The organism is Pseudoalteromonas sp. 0802 (assembly GCF_013350085.1).
In the GTDB taxonomy this organism is placed as follows: Bacteria; Pseudomonadota; Gammaproteobacteria; order Enterobacterales; family Alteromonadaceae; genus Pseudoalteromonas.
Genome location: NZ_JABVXE010000005.1, coordinates 236,340 through 254,163, shown reverse-complemented (window position 1 = coordinate 254,163; position 17,824 = coordinate 236,340). Strand labels below are relative to the sequence as shown.

Sequence of the window (17,824 nt, the reverse complement as noted above, 5' to 3'; positions counted from 1 at the left end):
TAGCTGATAGCTGATAGCTGATAGCTGATAGCTGATAGCTGATAGCTGATAGCTGATAGCTGATAGCTGATAGCTGAAGCGCAAAACCCTACCTTTTTTCGTTCGATATTTAACCACTGTTAATAATTAGTACGTATAACAGTAAAAAAACTTCAAGATTTAGCAAAATTAGCTTAAATCCATCAGTTAATTGATGAAATTTTTTGCTACAATTGGGGGGCAAGTAATGTGAGTGAGTTCAACAACAGCTAATGCAGAATTCTGTTTCCTCTTAGTGAGGTTGATCTTGGTCAGTATATTGTTTTTTTATATGCGTTATCATAACCAGCGGCTTCATACTCGAGCTAACCTAAATTAATAATTCATTAAATAGGGTTTATTCGAGCATGAGACTGTGAATAACCTTGTTTTAATCAAGGGTTTTAATTATGATCGCGTCTATTTTGAAATTTCTAAAAATTAACCTGCTGTAACTGATGTTCTCAATATGGCAAGTGTTGGGAATCATAGTGGAGATAAGTGGATGAGCAATGCGCCTGTAGACAATGGCCGACGTCGCTTTTTAACCATAGCTACCTCTGTTGTTGGTGGTGTTGGTGCGGCTGGGGCTGCTGTTCCTTTTATTGCGTCTTGGAATCCAAGTGAGCGAGCTAAATCTGCGGGTGCGCCTGTAGAAGTAGATATCAGCAAGCTTGAGCCAGGACAATTAATACGTGTTGAGTGGCGAGGAAAACCTGTTTGGGTTATTAATCGTACACCAAGAATGCTTGAACAGATGAAAGAACATGAAGGTCAACTTCGTGATCCTGCGTCTGAAGAGCCTCAACAACCTGAATCATCAACCAATGAATATCGTTCGCAACGTCCTGAAATTTTTGTTGCTGTTGGTATTTGTACGCACTTAGGTTGTTCTCCTAGCTTCCTACAAGGTGGCTTTGGTGAGAAAGTAGAGGGCACAGACGACGGTTTCTTCTGTCCGTGTCACGGTTCTAAATTTGATATGGCTGGTCGTGTATTCCAATCTGTACCTGCACCATTAAATCTAGAAATTCCTCCGTATACCTTCCTTGATGACACGACTATTCTAGTCGGTGAAGAAAAAGGAGTGGCGTAATGTTTGGTAAAATTATTGGTTGGATCGACGATCGTATTCCAATGACACGTGTTTGGAACATGCATATTGCACAGTATCCAGCACCAAAAAACTTTAACTTCTGGTACTTCTTTGGCTCTTTAGCCATGTTAGTACTTGTTAACCAAATCGTAACTGGTATCTGGTTAACAATGAACTTCGTACCGTCTGCTGAAGGTGCTTTCGCATCTGTAGAATACATCATGCGTGATGTTGAATACGGTTGGTTACTTCGTTACCTTCACTCAACAGGTGCATCAGCGTTCTTTATCGTTGTATACCTGCACATGTTCCGTGGCATGATCTACGGTTCTTACCAAAAACCACGTGAATTACTGTGGTTATTCGGTATGTTCATCTTCTTAGCGCTTATGGCTGAAGCTTTTATGGGTTACTTACTACCGTGGGGACAAATGTCTTTCTGGGGTGCACAGGTAATCATTTCACTATTCGGTGCGATTCCGGTTATTGGTGATGATTTAACGCTTTGGATCCGTGGTGACTACGTAATTTCTGGTGCTACGCTTAACCGCTTCTTTGCACTACACGTAATTGCATTACCTTTAGTAATCGTTATCTTAGTATTCTTACACATTGTTGCACTACACGAAGTGGGTTCAAACAACCCAGATGGTGTTGAAATTAAGCGTAAGAAAGGCACTGTAGCTGAAGAAGATAAACCTAAATTCAAATTCCACGAGTATTACACCAACAAGAAAGACATTGTTGATGCAATCCCGTTCCACCCTTACTACACAGTAAAAGATATTGTGGGTGTGGTTGGTTTCTTAATCTTATTCTGTTGGGTTGTATTCTTTATGCCTGCGATGAATGGTTTCTTCCTAGAAGCGCCAAACTTCGAAGCAGCTAACCCGCTGAAAACACCAGAGCATATTTTCCCAGTTTGGTACTTTACGCCATTCTACGCAATCCTACGTGCAATCCCTAACAAGTTAATGGGTGTTGTGGCGATGGGTGCATCTATCGTAGTGCTTGCGTTACTACCTTGGATTGACCGTGGTTCGGTTCGCTCTATTCGTTATCGTTGTGGTTTACACAAGTTAAACATCGCACAATTCGTGGTAACTTTCGTTATCTTGGGTTGGGTTGGTGCTACACCACAAACTGATTTCAAAACGCTGTTATCACAAATCACGACTGTGACATACTTCATGTTCTTCGTATTGTTATTTGTTTACAGCAAGAATGAGAAAACTAAGCCATTACCAACGAGGTTGACGAAATGATGAAAAAGCTAATTATCGGTTTATTCGCATTGTTGCCATCGTTGACAATGGCAGCAGGTCCTTCGGTTCCTTTAATGGATGCGAACATTGACCTTAAAGATAACGCATCTTTACAGCGCGGTGCTAAATTGTTCATGAACTACTGTCTTGGTTGTCACCAAATGCAGTATCAACGTTATGAGCGTACATTCCGCGATATCGGTATTCCTACTGAGATTGGTCAAGAGCAATTAATTTTTGATGGCTCAAAAGTAGGTAGCCACATCAAAAATGCGATTGATAAAGATGACGCAGCTAAATGGTTTGGCGCAGCGCCACCGGATCTTACGCTTGTTGCGCGAGTTCGTGGTACTGACTGGATCTACACTTATCTGAAGTCATTCTATAAAGACGAGTCTCGTCCGTTTGGCGTAAACAACGTTGTTTTCCCATCGGTAGGTATGCCACACGTTCTTCAAGAACTACAAGGTTTACCAACACCAATCACTGAAGAAGTGGAAGAACATGGTCACACTGTGACTAAAGTTGTTGGCGTTGAAACAGATGGTTCTGGTGAAATGAGTGTTGACGAGTACGATCGTGCTGCTCGTGACTTAACTAACTTCTTAGCTTACGTTGGCGAGCCGTCACGTTTAGAGTCAGAAGCGTTAGGTCTAAAGGTAATTGGTTTCCTAGTGATTCTATTTATCTTGGCATTCATGCTGAAGAAAGAATACTGGAGAGATGTTCACTAATCCTGGGCATTTTGAAAGGTAGTTTTGTGATAGGGGCTTAAGCCCCTATTGCTGTTTTTGTAATATAATGGAGGTAGGCATGGCCGTAGCTGCCAATAAGCGCCCTGTAATGACCCTGTTTTCTGGTGCTAACTGTATGTATAGCCATCAAGTACGTATCGTACTTGCTGAAAAAGGTGTAAGTGTTGACATTCACCTGGCTGAAAAGGATAACCTGCCAGAAGCACTTCATGAGATTAACCCTTACGGTACAGTACCAACACTGATCGATCGTGAGCTTGGTTTATATCAGGCAAACATCATCATGGAATACCTTGATGAACGTTTCCCTCATCCTCCACTAATGCCAGTTTATCCGGTTATGCGTGGCCGTAGTCGTCTGATGATGCATCGTATCGACACGGATTGGTATAGCCTAGCTAACAAAATCACTAGCGGTAGCAGCGAAGCTGCGCAAGCACGTAAAGAGCTTACAGAAGCGTTACTTGCAATTGCACCAATCTTCTCTGAAGCACCTTACTTCATGAGTGAAGAGTTCAGCTTAGTTGATTGTTACTTAGCACCACTACTTTGGCGTTTACCTGAACTTGGCATTGAGCTTAATGGTGCAGGTGCGAAAGAGCTTAAAGAATACATGTTGCGTTTATTTGAGCGTGAATCATTTCAAGCTTCACTAACTGAAGCAGAGCGTGAGATCCGTTTATAATGACGCCTAATCGTCCTTATTTACTACGCGCTTTCTTTGATTGGATTGTTGATAATCAGTGCACACCACACTTAGTGGTTAACGCTGATTTTCCTGCTGTACAAGTACCAACACAGTTTGTGCAAGACGGCCAGATCGTTTTGAACATTAGCCCATCAGCGGTAACGCAATTTGCAATGGACAACCAACAGCTGAGCTTTAATGCGCGCTTTGGTGGTCAACCAATGCAAGTGTACGTACCTATGGGTGCTGTGCTCGCAATTTATGCACGTGAGAATGGTGAAGGGACTGTATTTACTGCAGAAGAATTCATCGAGGACGAAGACGATTTTGCTCCGGTATTAGAAAGTGTTGAAACACCTGACGAGATTACGCCAGATGATGAACCACCTGCTAAACCAGAGAAGAAAAAAGGTGCTCACTTACGAGTGATTAAGTAACCTTAGTCAGACAAAAGAAAACCCGCTATTAAGCGGGTTTTTTATTATTAATTAACTGTTTAGCGTTACAGATATTCAAACACTTTAATAACACGTTCAACGCCTGATACGTTACGTGCTACATCAACCGCCAAATTCGCTTCAGAATCGCTCACTAAGCCCATTAAAAAGACTTCGCCATTCTCTGTTACTACTTTGATGTTATTGCTGCTGATGCTTTCTGTGGTGAGCAATTGCGTTTTCACTTTAGAAGTTAACCAAGAGTCGTGCGTTTGCGTACTCATACCAATATTTGAACCAATGCGAATTTGGTTGTGGATTTTACGAATGCCATCAACGCCTTCAATAGCGCGTTGTGCTTCGTCTTTCATTTCTGCATTGGCAACTTGGCCAATCATAAGCACAATACCATTAACGCTAATGACGTTAACGTTGGCAAATTTATGTAGGCGCTCATTTTCGCTGATAGCAATAGAACTTTTGATTTCGATATTGTTATCGTCGATTTGTGAACCAATCGTGCGGCGATCATTCGCAGCAGTTACAGCGCCTGCAGTACCGGCGACAACGGCAGCTGCACAGCCTTGCAGCAATAAAACGGTACCAAATACTAGTAAAGACTGTTTAAACATTAATTTTCTTCCTGTGGGAATAAGGTTAAATCGATAAGCTCACTGAGGCAGTGTAAATTCACTAAGTGTGACTCAACAATACGGCTTGGGCGTTTGGATGGAACACGAATTTCAACATCATTTGGGCCAAGTAAGCCAACTAATTCACCGCCGTCATCACCAACAAGCACAATTACTTTCATATCACGGGTCAGTGCCGCTTCAACGGCTGAGATAATCTGCTTTTCATTACCATTGACAGCAATTGCTAATAAAAGGTCGCCTTGCTGTGCAAATGCACGAATTTGTCGTGCAAAGGTTTCGTGCTCATCATTATTTGCGGCTGAGCCTAAGTTAACTTGATCTTGTGCAAGCGCAACTGCGGGTAGGCATGGGCGCTCGGTTTCATAAAAGTTAATTAACAGCCCAGCCATATGCTGTGCCAACATGTGGCAGCTAGGAGTGCCACAACACAGCAGTTTATTGCCGTTAATAAGACTTTGTGCAATGGTGAACGCTGCCGATTCAAGTGCGCTTGGCAGTACTTCACCTGCCGCTATTTGAACTTGAATATTTTCGGTAAAGATTTTTTTTATCGTTTCTTGCATAACCTACCAAATTAAGCCGACGCCAAACGGCGTTAGTAAACATTTTTAAACCAGTTTAGGGTGCTGTTAAGCTCACCTGTTATAGCGACATAATCTATCCGCATTGCCTGGTGTGAGATCTTTTTCTCGGCAAGATAATGGCTAATTGTGCGCCGTAATCGTTGCTGCTTTTGTTTGCTGAGCGCATAGTTTGCACCACCACGCAGGGCATTTTTTCTAAACTTTACCTCTACAAATACCAGTGTTTGCCCGTCACGCATTATTAAATCGAGCTCGCCGTACTTGCATAAGTAATTGCGCTCAATGGCTTTTAAGCCATGCTGTATTAAATACTGTTCTGCCTGATGTTCGTAATACAGGCCTTTCTCGCGGCTATTTTGCCACAATTGATTAAACCACGACATAGCTTCATCCTTGAGCTAATTCTACGTTTAAAAAAGGTTATTCAGCGGCATTGATCCCAATAGCAGATTGCATAAATAGCGGGATTGGTTGCTCAGTCGCTAAATCAACCGCAATGATTTTCTTATTCTTGTACTGTGCCCAATCTAGGGTGCGTGTAACATAGCCATTACTAGCAATGCTTAATTGACCACTGATACCACTAAAGCGTTTGCCTTGTACCATACTCAGTTGTTTTACATCACCGAGCATACTGGCTGCATCGAACGCCATGGCAAATAAGCGCTGGCTTATATCAGCGTTTTCTGGCCATAAGCTTTCGTACTGTTGGCGTAAATTGTGTTGCTGAATTTGACCGTCAAGCATCCAAGGTAGTTCCGTAAAATAAAGGCCATCTAAGTCGCCTTTATCGGTTCTATCAATTTGTTTACTGTGGCTTTTTGAGCTGGCATAAAGCGGGATTCTATCTGCGAAGGTACTCACATTAACGTCTAAATAAGGCTTGATTAAGCGTGTTTCGGTGGCATCACCTAAAATATAAATCACGTCAATGTCGCTGCGTGAGCGGGTTTCACTTTCTACTTCTTGCTTGAATAATGATTTGACGACTTTAATACGCTCTTTACTTTGGTCTACTTCAAGTAAGCCAGTGATGGTTTTCGGCATATCGTCTTTACCAGAGTATAGCCCTATTTGTGGTTTAACTTCGCTGTATCGTTGCCACTGCGTATTAAAGTGTTCAACTAAACGCTGACCGTTACTATTATTAGGGGCTAGCAACATCGGCTTTTGATAGCCTGCTGTTAAAAATCGCTCTAATGCTTGCTGAACTTCATGCTCAGGGCTTAGTGCAAAGAAAAAGTGCTGCTGTGAAATGCGCTCACCATCAAAGGTGTTTAAATGCATTACCGGGTAATCAACCAGTGTTTGTGCGCTAGTAAGCTTTTCGATATTGCTTTTTAGTAGTGGGCCAATAACAAAATCAGCATTAAATTCGCTTAGCTTGAGTGAGATCTCTGCAGCTGATAGTGATTCATCAATAAATAGGGTTTGCTCTAATGACTGTCCATCTAAGGCCGCAAGCACACCGGCTTTTAAGGCATCACCTAATCGCTCATTAGCACCTGATTGTGGAATAAGCACCGCTAAACGGTTCACATTTAGAGGTTCAATTTCTACTAGCTCAGTCACTTTTTTTGGCAGCACTTCAGCGGCTGGGTGACCCGGGTAGCGACGCAGCCAGTTATTCATTGCTTGGTGAAGTTCTACAGGCGCACCTAAATACACTTGATGATAAAGAGCTAAATTAACCCAACCTTGTTGCACCACAGAGCCTCGGTTAAAGCGCTCAAGTGCGTACGATGAAAGCTGAGTTAGGTTTTGCCATAAATCTTTGTTTAAATTGGCAACGGTAAAGTTATTTTCGCTGCTAAGTGTTGATGCTTTAAAGAAAAAAGGCATCGCTTGTTTTGGCATACCTTGCGAGGCATAAACGCGCGCGGTCAAGTATTGGTGCCAAGCTTGATGCTCAGGTTGGCTCAATTGTGGCTCTAGTTGTTGTAACTGAGCTAAAGCTAAGTCGCTTTTGCCTTGATGCTCTTGCGCAAGGGCAATGTAAAGTTTGTTTTGAATTTGGTCGACACTTGGGGTTGCTTCAAGTTCGAGGCAGATTTTTTCTAGCAGTGCCCAGCGCTCTTCGCTGATAGCCGCATCACGTGCAGTATATAAAAGCTGGATTTTATCGGCACCTTGACGGTTAAGCGCCGCTTGGTACATAGATTGTGCGTCGGTTAGCTGTGATAGCGCAATACTCGATTGGCTCGATTGATTTTCTGCACTATTTCGAGGTTTTTCGGTTGTGCTACAAGCCGATAACCCTGACAATACAATTAATAGACTAACAAGTTTAAGTCGCACAATGATTTCCCGATACGTTAACGCGATTTGCTTATATTACTGACTGACGCAGGAGACCTCAATGTTAAATGAGGACAATTCAGATAAAATCGGCACTCTTTACATTGTTGCCACGCCTATTGGTAACTTTGATGACATCAGCCAGCGTGCCATCCAAACCCTATCTGAGGTTGACTTAATAGCCGCTGAAGATACTCGTCATACAGGAAAGTTGTTAAGCCACTTTAATATCAAAGCAAAAACCTTTGCTCTGCATGACCATAACGAGAAACAAAAAGCGCAACAAATTGTAGATTGGTTAGAGCAAGGAATGAACATTGCGCTGGTATCTGACGCCGGCACGCCACTTATTAGCGACCCAGGTTATGCGGTGGTCAATTTATGTCGTGAACAAGGCGCGCATGTTACGCCAGTACCCGGAGCATGTGCTGCAATTACCGCTGTATGTTGTTCTGGTTTACCAACAGATCGTTTTCAGTTTATTGGTTTTACACCAGCAAAGAGTAAAGCAAGGCAGAGCTTTTTTATCGAAGCGGTAAACTCAGGTATTACTAGCATCATGTATGAAAGTACCCACCGTATTATGGCGAGCCTTGATGATTTAGAAGCAGCACTCGGTGCAGAGCAGCCAGTAGTGTTTGCCAAAGAACTTACCAAAACTTTCGAAACCTTTTTCAATGGCACGGTTGCCGAGTTAAAACAGTTTTTAACGGATGATCCCACTAAGCAGCGTGGTGAAATCGTACTGATGCTACCGGGTAAAGCAAAGCAAAGTGACGATATTCCAGAAGATGCGCGCCGCATGCTCGGTTTACTTGAAGCTGAGATGCCACTGAAAAAAGCCTGTGGTGTTGTGGCTGAGTATTTTGGTTTGAAGAAAAACGCACTTTATAAAGCAATTATTGACGAAAAAGACTAATTCTTTACTGCATAGACGTGCGCGCTCAGGTATACTGCGCGCCGAGTCAGCCGAGATAATCGCTGCCTGCAACGAAAATGCGCAGGGGGAGGAAAGTCCGGGCTCCACAGGGCAGGGTGCCAGCTAACGGCTGGGGGGCGCGAGCCTACGACAAGTGCAGCAGAGAGGAGACCGCCAACTTTGGTTGGTAAGGGTGAAAGGGTGCGGTAAGAGCGCACCGGGCCACTGGTAACAGTTGGTTGCAAGGTAAACTCCACCCGGAGCAAGACCAAATAGGGTTCTATCATTTTAAATAATGAACGCGTGGCCCACGTGAGAACCGGGTAGGTTGCTTGAGCCATAGAGCAATTTATGGCCTAGACGAATGATTATCCACGACAGAACCCGGCTTATTGGCTGACTCACCAAATTAAAGAAAGCCCACAGTGAAAACTGTGGGCTTTTTGCTTTCTTGATGAAAATCTACTGTGCTCAACATCCAGGTTTTCCTATTTATTCTCGTGAGGATACTCTTAAGTTGTTTGGTTATTATTTGCAAACTAGGAATTTTTCTTAGCCTCGCTAAGAAAGTCACTCATTACCATAACGGCTTGTTCTATATATCCTTTAAATCTAGTTTACTTATACTTAAAGGATTAAAAATGAGTGTTATTGAAGGAAGTACTAAGGAATTTGGCAATACGACTATTCTCCTTCACAGCTTGGGCTCTTCTTGCTACAGAATTGAATGGTATAGCCGAATGACGGGGGCATCGACGAGTTTAGCAAGGCTCAAGCAAGACAAATATGTTGTTATTCGAAAATGGGCGCAAGTTAAAAATATGGCTGATGTTTCGAGCGAATTTAGTAGTCGAAATAGCGCTTTGATACACTTTCTAAATAACGTTGATATTGTTAAATCCCATGATGACTGGATCAGTGCCGCTAAGCAGCATTGTCTAAATTTGTTTATTGAAAACGAGGGGCTTAAACCTGTTACTAAAGCGAGTTTTCCTAAACCGAGGTTGCAAGGTGCAATTGGTAAAGAAGTTGTTGTTAAATCGAAGTTGGGCGAAAGGGAAATAGCGCATGGCTTGTTGTTACAGCTTATAGGCAATCAAGCAGAAATACAGCTTGCGAATATTAAGAAAAAATATCTTACCAAGCAGGTTTATTTAAGGTAACTAGTTGTATTCAAATATCAAAGTATACTTCAATTTTAAATCCATCTATTTCAGTAACCGTACATGTACCGCCAAGAGCAATAACCCGCTCTTCAATAAATGATAACCCGAAGCCACCAGACTCTTGCAGTGTGGTCTTGGTTTTTCCATTATCCATAATAGTAAGGCGTATATACTGTTCGTGAGCCAACAACCTGAGCCTTAGCTCTGTGGCTGTACTGTGCTTGATGCAGTTTGTGACTGCTTCTTGGCAAATTCTGTAAATAGCTGTTTGATGTTCATCTGATATTGCTGAACTTAAGTTTATTTCAGCTACGTATTTGATTGATGCTTTACTTAGCAGAGAGTTAAAGCGTCCTTCTTTAAGAGCTTGCTCTAGCCCAAGTTCATCAAGCTCTCTAGGTCTTAAGTGATGCATAATTTGATAAACAGAGTCATACATCGCCTTTGCATTTTCTTTTAGGCCTTCAACGAGGGTATTTTCATTATTTCGTTGCGCTATCGAAAGTACCGTCAGGTCAGTTTTAAGTGCTGTTAGATTTTGGCCTAATTCGTCATGAAGTTCTTGAGACAAATACTTTCGCTCATTTTCTTGCACAGTTACCATGCGTTTAGCGAGCTGTTTATTTTTCTCAAGCAGCGCCGTGAGTTTTTCGTTACTGGCTTGTAGTTGATTATTTTTGATCTTTAACTCGTTAGTGGCGGTCCCTACCAGTAACCCTGTTACTGAATTGGCTAGGATAAATAATTGGCTAATGTAAGTATTGGTCGCATCTTGGGTGAGGCCTGCTTGTGCAACGATCAGCGTATTACTTACCAAGGCACTTGCTATTGCTCCTTTAATACCAAACTTATAAGAGAACCAAATTACCGGTAGAAGTGAGCAAAGGCGTAGCAAAGGGTAAAGATCTGAGTGGCCTAGGTAACTAACAATGTAAATAGATGCCAGAGCTAATAAGCTTAGTAAAATAACAGCATGATGACGAGAGGGCATAAGGCTGTAGCTTTGGCTAATTAACAATAATGCTGGGGCCACTAATAATGTTCCCGTCAAGTCGCCTAATGTCATATTAAGTTGATATTGTAATACTTGCTTACCTTCTAACCAGGTTGTGAATTCAAAGGCGCTCGAAAACAAAAACCATTTAAAAGAAGCTGAAAAAGCGGCAAGTAGAATTAACGACAAAGCCCCGGAATTAGAGGTGATTTTTGGTGGCCAGCGGCTTTTCTTAAAGCTGTAGACGATAGCCATATAGGTTAATTCTTGAAAGAAACCGTGAAATAAATCAAAGCTCCATTCACCACTGTAATAGACACCTAAATACGACGCATAAAGTCGAGAAGCAATCCAAAGCATTAGCCAAAATCGCACTGGAAAAATAACAAAAAATGCGAGCTTCACCCCTGCTGGCAGGTATATAGCACTACTTTGGGCAACGGTTTCTAAATGATTACTCACCCAAGAGGATAAATATAAGGCTAAAAAGTAAAGCGCAAACACCAATAACTGGTTAAATGCTTCAGTTATTAAGCTAAGTGAAGAACACTTTGTTGAAACGAGCTTATGCCAGTTCATCAAGTGTGATCATCCCGGAATCTATAGCAATTTTTAATAATTCAAATGAATTAGTGACTTCAAGTTTGTTGTATATATTCGTTTTATGTACGTGGGCTGTTTTGGGCATCATATCGAGTTGTTGCGCAACTTGTTTAGCATTTAGCCCTTTGGCAAATAAGGGAAGTGCCTCTTTCTCTCTTGGTGTTAAAAAAGAAAGTTTGCTTGCAGGGGAAGTGGTATTAAATTTCACATCTTCACTGATATAGCGCCCTCCTTTAATAACTGAATTGACTGCATCAATTAAAGCTTCTGATGCTGAGCGTTTAGAAACATAACCTTGAGCGCCGAGCTTTAAGGCGTTGCTAACGTAAGGCTCGTAGTCATACATAGAAGCAACAATGGTTTTTATGTCGGGAAAGCGAGTGTTTAGATAGGTAAGAAATGCGAGTCCGTTTTCACCGTCATGCATTGATATATCAACAATAAATACATTCGGTTGCTCTAAGTTAACAGCAAGTTTTGCCTCAGTGACTGAGCAGGCTTCTATGATAACTTGCCACCCGTTTTGTAGCTCTAATAATTTTTTAAAGCTATCTCTAACCAGTTGATGATCTTCAATGATTCCAATTCGCATAATCCCTCCATAGATTTTTATTATATCTCTAATTCAATAAGTTATGTCTAGGAATTATTCTTATATTAATTAAATACGCGTTCATGTGTCCTGATTTTAATGGGACTAAAGCTTATGAACATTTCTAGTTTAAACGCTATATTTTCTGAATCGTTGTGATTATTGATCTCGGACAAGGTTACTGCGTTGACTCTGTATGTTGCAGTGGTACAGTGAAATTGAACTTAAATTCTAGCTAAAGGAGTTGCCCATGCTAGGCGAAAAACACTCGTTATTGAATGAATTCCCAGAGTTTAATGAATTAATCCATAGCCTCGCGAAACACGATGCTCACTTCAAGAAAACCATGCAACGTTACGATGATATGGATAAAGAAATTCGCTCTCTTGAGTTGCAAGACTCTCCAATAGAAGATGCGGACATGCATGAAAAGAAGCATCAACGCGCCGTGCTAAAAGATGAACTTTATGACTTTTTAAAAGCCAATGCTTAATAAATGAATCGAATAATGCTCCTGCTAACGGTAGGAGCTTTTTCACTCCTCTATTTTTACTCTCCAATCGTATTTAATCGCAATATCCCTTTACTCAATCAAGGTTATGGTAGTCTTAGCGCGATTTTTTAAGGCAACAATGGAATAGTGCTTTGCACTTACTGGGATTAACATGATTAAAAAAAATATTATTACTACTTCATTAGCACTTATGGGTGCTGTCGCTGTAGGTAGCGCACACGCTGATGAAGGGCAGTGGCAACCGCATCAATTAAAACAATTACAAAGCGAGTTTGACCGCGTTGGTATTGAGTTACCGGCTTCACAAGTGGCAGATCTTAACCAATATCCACTCAATGCAGTGGTTGGTTTAGGCTATTGCTCTGCGTCATTTGTGTCACCAAAAGGCTTAGCGGTAACTAATCATCACTGTGCTTATGGCGCGATTCAAAATAACAGCACACCAGAAAATAACTTAATTGAAAAAGGCTTTTTAGCAGCTGACTTGTCAAAAGAATTACCAGCAGGCCCGCAAGAGCGTTTGTATGTAACCGAACAAGTGGATGATGTCACTGATCGCGTATTGGGTAACTTACCCGCAGAACTACATGGCAAAGCGCGTTATGAAGCGATTCAAGCAAACCGTAAAGCCTTGATCAGCGAGTGTGAGTCAGATCCTAACTATCGTTGTACGGTACGTGATTTCCACCATGGGCTAGAGTACTTCATGATCAAACAACTGATGATCAAAGATGTGCGCTTAGTGTATGCTCCGGCAGAAGCGCTGGGTAACTTTGGTGGTGACATCGATAACTTTGAATACCCACGTCACACGGCCGATTTTACTTTTGTACGTGGTTATGTTGGTAAAGATGGTAAGCCTGCAGATTACAGCGAAGATAACGTACCTTATGAGCCAAAGTCGTTCTTAAAAGTGAATGCGAGCGGCGTAAGCTTAGGTGATGGCGTGCTGGTGGCAGGTTACCCTGGTCGCACTAGCCGCTATAAACTAGCAGATGAAGTAAATTATTCAGCGAGTTGGTATTACCCGACATTGCTTAATACTTACAACATGACTCTAGACGTAATTGCCAAGCAGAGCGAAGGCGATGAGCAAGCACAAGTTAAATATGCCTCTCGTGTAAAAAGTACTAACAACCGTTTAAAGAAACTGGAAGGCTTACAAGATGGCTTTAAAGTAACGGATATTCCGGGTATTAAAGCTGCGCAAGAACAAGAATACTTAGCTTGGTTTGCACAAAGTGCTGAGCGTAAAGCTTACGCAGATTCATATCACGCATTAAAGTCATTATTAGTAGAAGCGCACGCACAGCAACAAAGCCATTTTTACTTTGATTACGCAAAACGCGCAGACTTATTAAGTACGGCAATTCGTTTATACCGCTTAGCTAAAGAAAGCGAAAAGCCTAATGCAGAGCGCGAAATGGGTTATCAAGAGCGCGATCTTCCTATGCTTAAAGCGCGTTTAGAGCGTTTACAAAAACAGTTTACGCCTGAAGTCGATAAAGCCTTATGGTTAAGCTACTTAGGTAACTATTTAGCGCAAGATAAAGCAGCGCAAGTTACGGCATTAAACGACGGCTTAGGTATTACAGATACCACAACACAAGCTGAGCTTGATGCGATTATTGCTTCTTTTTATGCTAATACAGAGCTTACAGATGTAGAAGCACGTGTTAACTGGATTGGTAAATCTGTCGCAGAGTTTGAAGCATCAAACGACCCATTCATAAAGTTAGCTGTTGCTCTATACGATACCAACATGGCACAAGAAGCTGATAAAAAAGAAATGGCGGGTCGCTTAGCAGAAATTCGCCCGCAGTATATGCAAGCCGTGATCGCTTTCAATAATGCTAAAGGTAAGCCAGTTTACCCAGATGCAAATGGCACACTACGCGTAAGCTATGCACAAGTTGATGGTTACCCAGCGGCAGATGCTGTGTATAAAACACCTTTTACATCACTACGTGGTTTAGTGGCTAAACACACAGGTGAAAAACCATTTGTTGTTACCGATAAAGTACTTGAAGCTTACAAAAAGCAAGCGTTTGGCGCGTACTACCGCGGTGACTTAGGTTTGCCTGGCGTAAGCTGTAGTTTATTTAGCTTTGGTTGTGAGCCACAAGCGGCTAAACCTCTTGAAGTTAACTCAGTACCAGTCAACTTTTTAAGTAGCGCTGATACCACAGGTGGTAATTCAGGTTCACCAGTCATGAATGGTAAAGGTGAATTGGTGGGTCTTAATTTTGACTCGACTTATGAATCAATCACCAAAGATTGGTACTTTAACGCCAAAATTACCCGTGCTATTCACGTTGATATTCGATACATGCTTTGGTTAATGGAAGAAGTTGATAACGCAGGTTACCTACTTGATGAAATGACCCTAGTTAAATAGCTCCGCTATGTTAATAATAACCGCAGCAATCGCTGCGGTTTTTTTATGTCTTTAATTTTTGCCAATCTAACGTTTTTAATTTGTTTATTTTCAATACTTTTGTAATGTACAAAGCAGATACTTTTACTTGGGAAAAATAATGAGCGCCAAACAAATAATAAAAGCCATTTCAGTGAGTGTTGTGGCAATAACGGCAAGCTTTAATGCCAGTGCAGCGAATACCGAAGCAATGTGGCCGGGTACGGCTTATAATCAGCAAATACCAACATTTAAACAAGTACTCGGATACGATGTAGGTGAGCGCATCACCAATTACAACGATATGCGTCGTTATTTAAGCGCCCTTGAGCAAGCTGCGCCTGATCGTATTAAAGTGTTTAAGTACGCAAACAGCTGGGAAGGTCGTGAACTGGTTTATGCGGTGGTTGGCACAGCGGAGCATATTCGCTCATTAGAAACTCTCGCCAATAACACCCAAGCCTTGGCTGATCCGCGTATTACCTCTGAAAAAGAAGCTAAGTCGCTAATTAAAAATTTACCTACGTCTGTGTGGCTTCAGTATGCCGTGCACGGTAATGAAATTAGCTCAACCGATGCTGCATTATTTACTGCATACCACTTATTAGCAGCCCCGAATGATGCCGTTAACAGCAAAATTTTAGATAACACCGTGGTGTTTATCGACCCATTACAAAATCCTGATGGCCGTGAGCGTTTTGTTACTCGTTATTATGCGACCGTAGGTCTTGAGCACAGTGCAGATAGGTTAAGTGCAGAGCATAATGAGCCATGGCCAAGAGGCCGAACAAATCATTATTTGTTTGATATGAACCGTGATTGGTTAGCGCTTACTCAGCCTGAAAGTAAAGGCAGAGTGGCTTCAATCAATAAATATAAACCACAAGTGGTGGTTGATATTCATGAAATGGGCGGCGACCAATCTTACTACTTTGCACCGGCTGCTCAGCCATTTAATCCGCATATGACGAAAACCCAAATCGCCAACATGGATGCGATTGGGCAAAATCATGCGAAGTATTTTGATGAATTTGGCTTTGATTACTTTACCCGTGAAATCTTTGATGCCTTTTACCCAGGCTACGGTGATAGCTGGCCTGTTTTTTATGGTGCATCAGCATCAACTTACGAAGTAGGCTCTGCACGTGGCCACGTGTTTGAGAAAAATACCGGTGAACTACTCTCCTATTTTAATACTGTAAAGCGTCAATTTGTGGCATCAATTTCGACCGCCGAAGGGGCTGCCAACCAACGTGAAAAACTACTAGGTGACTTTTATCAATATCAAGTTGATGCAATTGATTCGGGTAAAGATAGCAAAGAGCGTGTTTATATCTTACCTAAGCAAAGTAACCGTGAAGGCGCTCATAGACTCGCAACCTTAATGGCTGAGCATGGTGTTGAAGTTAAACAAGCAACTGAAGACTTCAAAGCCTGTGGCGTTAAGTATAAAGCGGGTAGCTATTTTATTGATACCGCACAGCCACGCGGGGTATTTGTGCGTACCACATTTACAGACCAAGTAGATATGGCTGAAGCATTTGTAAAAGAGCAAGAAAGACGTCGTGCTCGTAACCTAGGTGATGAAATTTACGATGTCACAGGTTGGTCGCTGCCGATGATGTTTAATGTTGATAGCGATAGTTGTGGTCGCGCTGTTAGCGCAGATAGCAAAGCGGTTCAGGCCGACGACACATTGCTTGGTAAAGTGAATAATCCAGAAGCCTCTGTGGCTTATATTGTTGCTTGGGGTGATACGGCCGCAGCACGCTTTTTAACAGCAGCACTGCAAGCTGGCATTAAACTGAAAAGTGCTGATCAAGCATTTGTATTAGGTGATAAAACTAACTACCCAGCGGGTAGCTTAGTAATCGAAAAACGTCTAAACGATAAAGACTTACTGACTAAAATTAGCCAAATTGCCGAGCAAACTGGTGCAATTGTTGATGGTGTTGATTCAAGTTGGGTGATTGAAGGCCCAAGCTTTGGTAGTAACAAAACAGTACCTATGGTTGCACCTAAAGTGGCGATTGCATGGGATGCAGCCACTCGTGAGCTAAGCGCCGGTAACACTCGTTTTGTTATCGAAAGACAGCTTGGTTATCCGGTAACCGCTATTCGCACACCCATGCTTGCTTGGGCTGATTTAAGTGATTACCAAGTGCTTATTTTACCAGAAGGTAATTACGAGCAAGCACTCGGTAAATCGGGGGCGGCTAATTTAAAAAGCTGGGTTGAAGCGGGTGGCGTGTTGATTGCCCTAGGTAATGCTAACCGCTTTACCACAAATGCTGATTACGGTTTGTTAGATGTTAAACGCGAGCAAGCTTACCGAGAAGATAAAGCAAGTAGCAATGATGATAAAAGTAGTAAAGTGGCAGGGCAGTTATTCACTTCTCGCGATGATTTAAAAGCAGCGAGCATTGAGCCACATACATCGCCAGACTATGTAGCTGGTGTACTTGCAAATGTTGAAGTAGACCAAGAGCATTGGTTAACCGCTGGGGTTGATAAAGACCTTGTTGCGGTAGCTTACGGTAATGATATTTACACGCCAATAAAACTGAACTCAGGTAAAAACTTAGCCTGGTTTACAGGTAAAGATGATGTGCTAGCAAGTGGTTATCTATGGCAGCAAAATAAAGCACAGCTTGCGTATAAGCCATTGCTTGTTCATCAACCGCAAGGCAAAGGCATGGTGATAGGCTTTACACAGTCACCAACCTACCGTGCTTACCTTGAGGGCATGAATGTACTGTTAACTAACACGATTTTCCGTGCTGCAGCTCATGCTCAGTAAGGTTAAAGTCTAATTAAAAAGCC

16 protein-coding genes and 1 other RNA gene are annotated in these 17,824 nt (G+C 42.1%); 11 read left to right on the top strand and 6 right to left on the bottom strand.

The window, feature by feature from the left end; genetic code table 11:
- Positions 1 to 523: 523 nt before the first annotated feature.
- From petA to HUS61_RS11780, 5 genes are all read left to right on the top strand, one after another.
- The gene (gene petA / locus HUS61_RS11800) at positions 524 to 1,114 is read left to right on the top strand and encodes a ubiquinol-cytochrome c reductase iron-sulfur subunit (RefSeq protein WP_054554178.1); all 591 of its coding nucleotides are present in this window, start codon (positions 524 to 526) and stop codon (positions 1,112 to 1,114) included.
- Entirely contained in the window at positions 1,114 to 2,379 is a 1,266-nt protein-coding gene (locus HUS61_RS11795) for a cytochrome b N-terminal domain-containing protein (RefSeq protein WP_054554179.1), read from the top strand. The genes petA and HUS61_RS11795 overlap by 1 nt, the downstream gene beginning before the upstream one ends.
- Complete coding sequence (locus tag HUS61_RS11790) at positions 2,376 to 3,113, top strand: cytochrome c1 (RefSeq protein WP_054554180.1); 738 nt, start codon at positions 2,376 to 2,378, stop codon at positions 3,111 to 3,113. The genes HUS61_RS11795 and HUS61_RS11790 overlap by 4 nt, the downstream gene beginning before the upstream one ends.
- A gap of 79 nt (positions 3,114 to 3,192) precedes the next feature.
- Positions 3,193 to 3,819: a stringent starvation protein SspA gene (gene sspA / locus HUS61_RS11785; protein ID WP_054554181.1), complete on the top strand. Its 627-nt coding sequence runs from the start codon at positions 3,193 to 3,195 to the stop codon at positions 3,817 to 3,819.
- A complete protein-coding gene (locus HUS61_RS11780) occupies positions 3,819 to 4,259 on the top strand; it encodes a ClpXP protease specificity-enhancing factor (protein ID WP_062566526.1) in 441 nt (146 codons plus the stop codon). Before sspA ends, HUS61_RS11780 begins: the two co-directional genes overlap by 1 nt.
- A 65-nt stretch (positions 4,260 to 4,324) precedes the next feature.
- On the opposite strand, the gene dolP is transcribed toward HUS61_RS11780, so the two are convergent.
- From dolP to HUS61_RS11760, 4 genes are read right to left on the bottom strand one after another with little or no spacing between them, the layout of a single operon-like run.
- Positions 4,325 to 4,891 carry a division/outer membrane stress-associated lipid-binding lipoprotein gene (gene dolP, locus HUS61_RS11775; protein ID WP_054561086.1) on the bottom strand — a complete coding sequence of 189 codons (567 nt, stop codon included), beginning with the start codon at positions 4,889 to 4,891 and terminating at the stop codon, positions 4,325 to 4,327.
- The gene (locus tag HUS61_RS11770; protein ID WP_054561085.1) at positions 4,891 to 5,478 is read right to left on the bottom strand and encodes an SIS domain-containing protein; all 588 of its coding nucleotides are present in this window, start codon (positions 5,476 to 5,478) and stop codon (positions 4,891 to 4,893) included. Before HUS61_RS11770 ends, dolP begins: the two co-directional genes overlap by 1 nt.
- A gap of 32 nt (positions 5,479 to 5,510) precedes the next feature.
- Positions 5,511 to 5,882 (bottom strand): YraN family protein, encoded by a 372-nt coding sequence (locus HUS61_RS11765; RefSeq protein WP_175082523.1) that lies wholly within the window; start codon positions 5,880 to 5,882, stop codon positions 5,511 to 5,513.
- Between the two features lie 37 nt (positions 5,883 to 5,919).
- A complete protein-coding gene (locus HUS61_RS11760) occupies positions 5,920 to 7,797 on the bottom strand; it encodes a penicillin-binding protein activator (RefSeq protein WP_175082522.1) in 1,878 nt (625 codons plus the stop codon).
- Positions 7,798 to 7,858: 61 nt separating this feature from the next.
- Here HUS61_RS11760 and rsmI point away from each other — a divergent pair, with 61 nt between their 5' ends.
- From rsmI to HUS61_RS11745, 3 genes are all read left to right on the top strand, one after another.
- The gene (gene rsmI, locus HUS61_RS11755) at positions 7,859 to 8,716 is read left to right on the top strand and encodes a 16S rRNA (cytidine(1402)-2'-O)-methyltransferase (RefSeq protein ID WP_058585920.1); all 858 of its coding nucleotides are present in this window, start codon (positions 7,859 to 7,861) and stop codon (positions 8,714 to 8,716) included.
- 42 nt (positions 8,717 to 8,758) lie between these two features.
- Positions 8,759 to 9,124: RNase P RNA component class A (gene rnpB / locus HUS61_RS11750), an RNA gene on the top strand.
- Between the two features lie 233 nt (positions 9,125 to 9,357).
- On the top strand, positions 9,358 to 9,879 hold the full coding sequence (locus HUS61_RS11745) for a hypothetical protein (protein WP_175082521.1): 522 nt from the start codon (positions 9,358 to 9,360) through the stop codon (positions 9,877 to 9,879).
- 10 nt (positions 9,880 to 9,889) lie between these two features.
- On the opposite strand, the gene HUS61_RS11740 is transcribed toward HUS61_RS11745, so the two are convergent.
- Both HUS61_RS11740 and HUS61_RS11735 read right to left on the bottom strand, forming a co-directional pair.
- Entirely contained in the window at positions 9,890 to 11,455 is a 1,566-nt protein-coding gene (locus HUS61_RS11740) for an MASE1 domain-containing protein (RefSeq protein WP_175082520.1), read from the bottom strand.
- Positions 11,442 to 12,071, bottom strand: coding sequence for a response regulator transcription factor (locus HUS61_RS11735; RefSeq protein WP_175082519.1), 630 nt, complete (start codon positions 12,069 to 12,071; stop codon positions 11,442 to 11,444). Before HUS61_RS11735 ends, HUS61_RS11740 begins: the two co-directional genes overlap by 14 nt.
- A gap of 250 nt (positions 12,072 to 12,321) precedes the next feature.
- On the opposite strand from HUS61_RS11735, the gene HUS61_RS11730 reads away from it, so the two are divergent.
- The 3 genes from HUS61_RS11730 (at position 12,322) to HUS61_RS11720 (ending at position 17,801) form a co-directional block, all read left to right on the top strand.
- The gene (locus tag HUS61_RS11730; RefSeq protein WP_054561078.1) at positions 12,322 to 12,564 is read left to right on the top strand and encodes a YdcH family protein; all 243 of its coding nucleotides are present in this window, start codon (positions 12,322 to 12,324) and stop codon (positions 12,562 to 12,564) included.
- Positions 12,565 to 12,736: 172 nt separating this feature from the next.
- A complete protein-coding gene (locus HUS61_RS11725; protein WP_175082518.1) occupies positions 12,737 to 14,983 on the top strand; it encodes a S46 family peptidase in 2,247 nt (748 codons plus the stop codon).
- Between the two features lie 139 nt (positions 14,984 to 15,122).
- Positions 15,123 to 17,801: a M14 family metallopeptidase gene (locus tag HUS61_RS11720; protein ID WP_175082517.1), complete on the top strand. Its 2,679-nt coding sequence runs from the start codon at positions 15,123 to 15,125 to the stop codon at positions 17,799 to 17,801.
- Positions 17,802 to 17,824 lie beyond the last annotated feature (23 nt).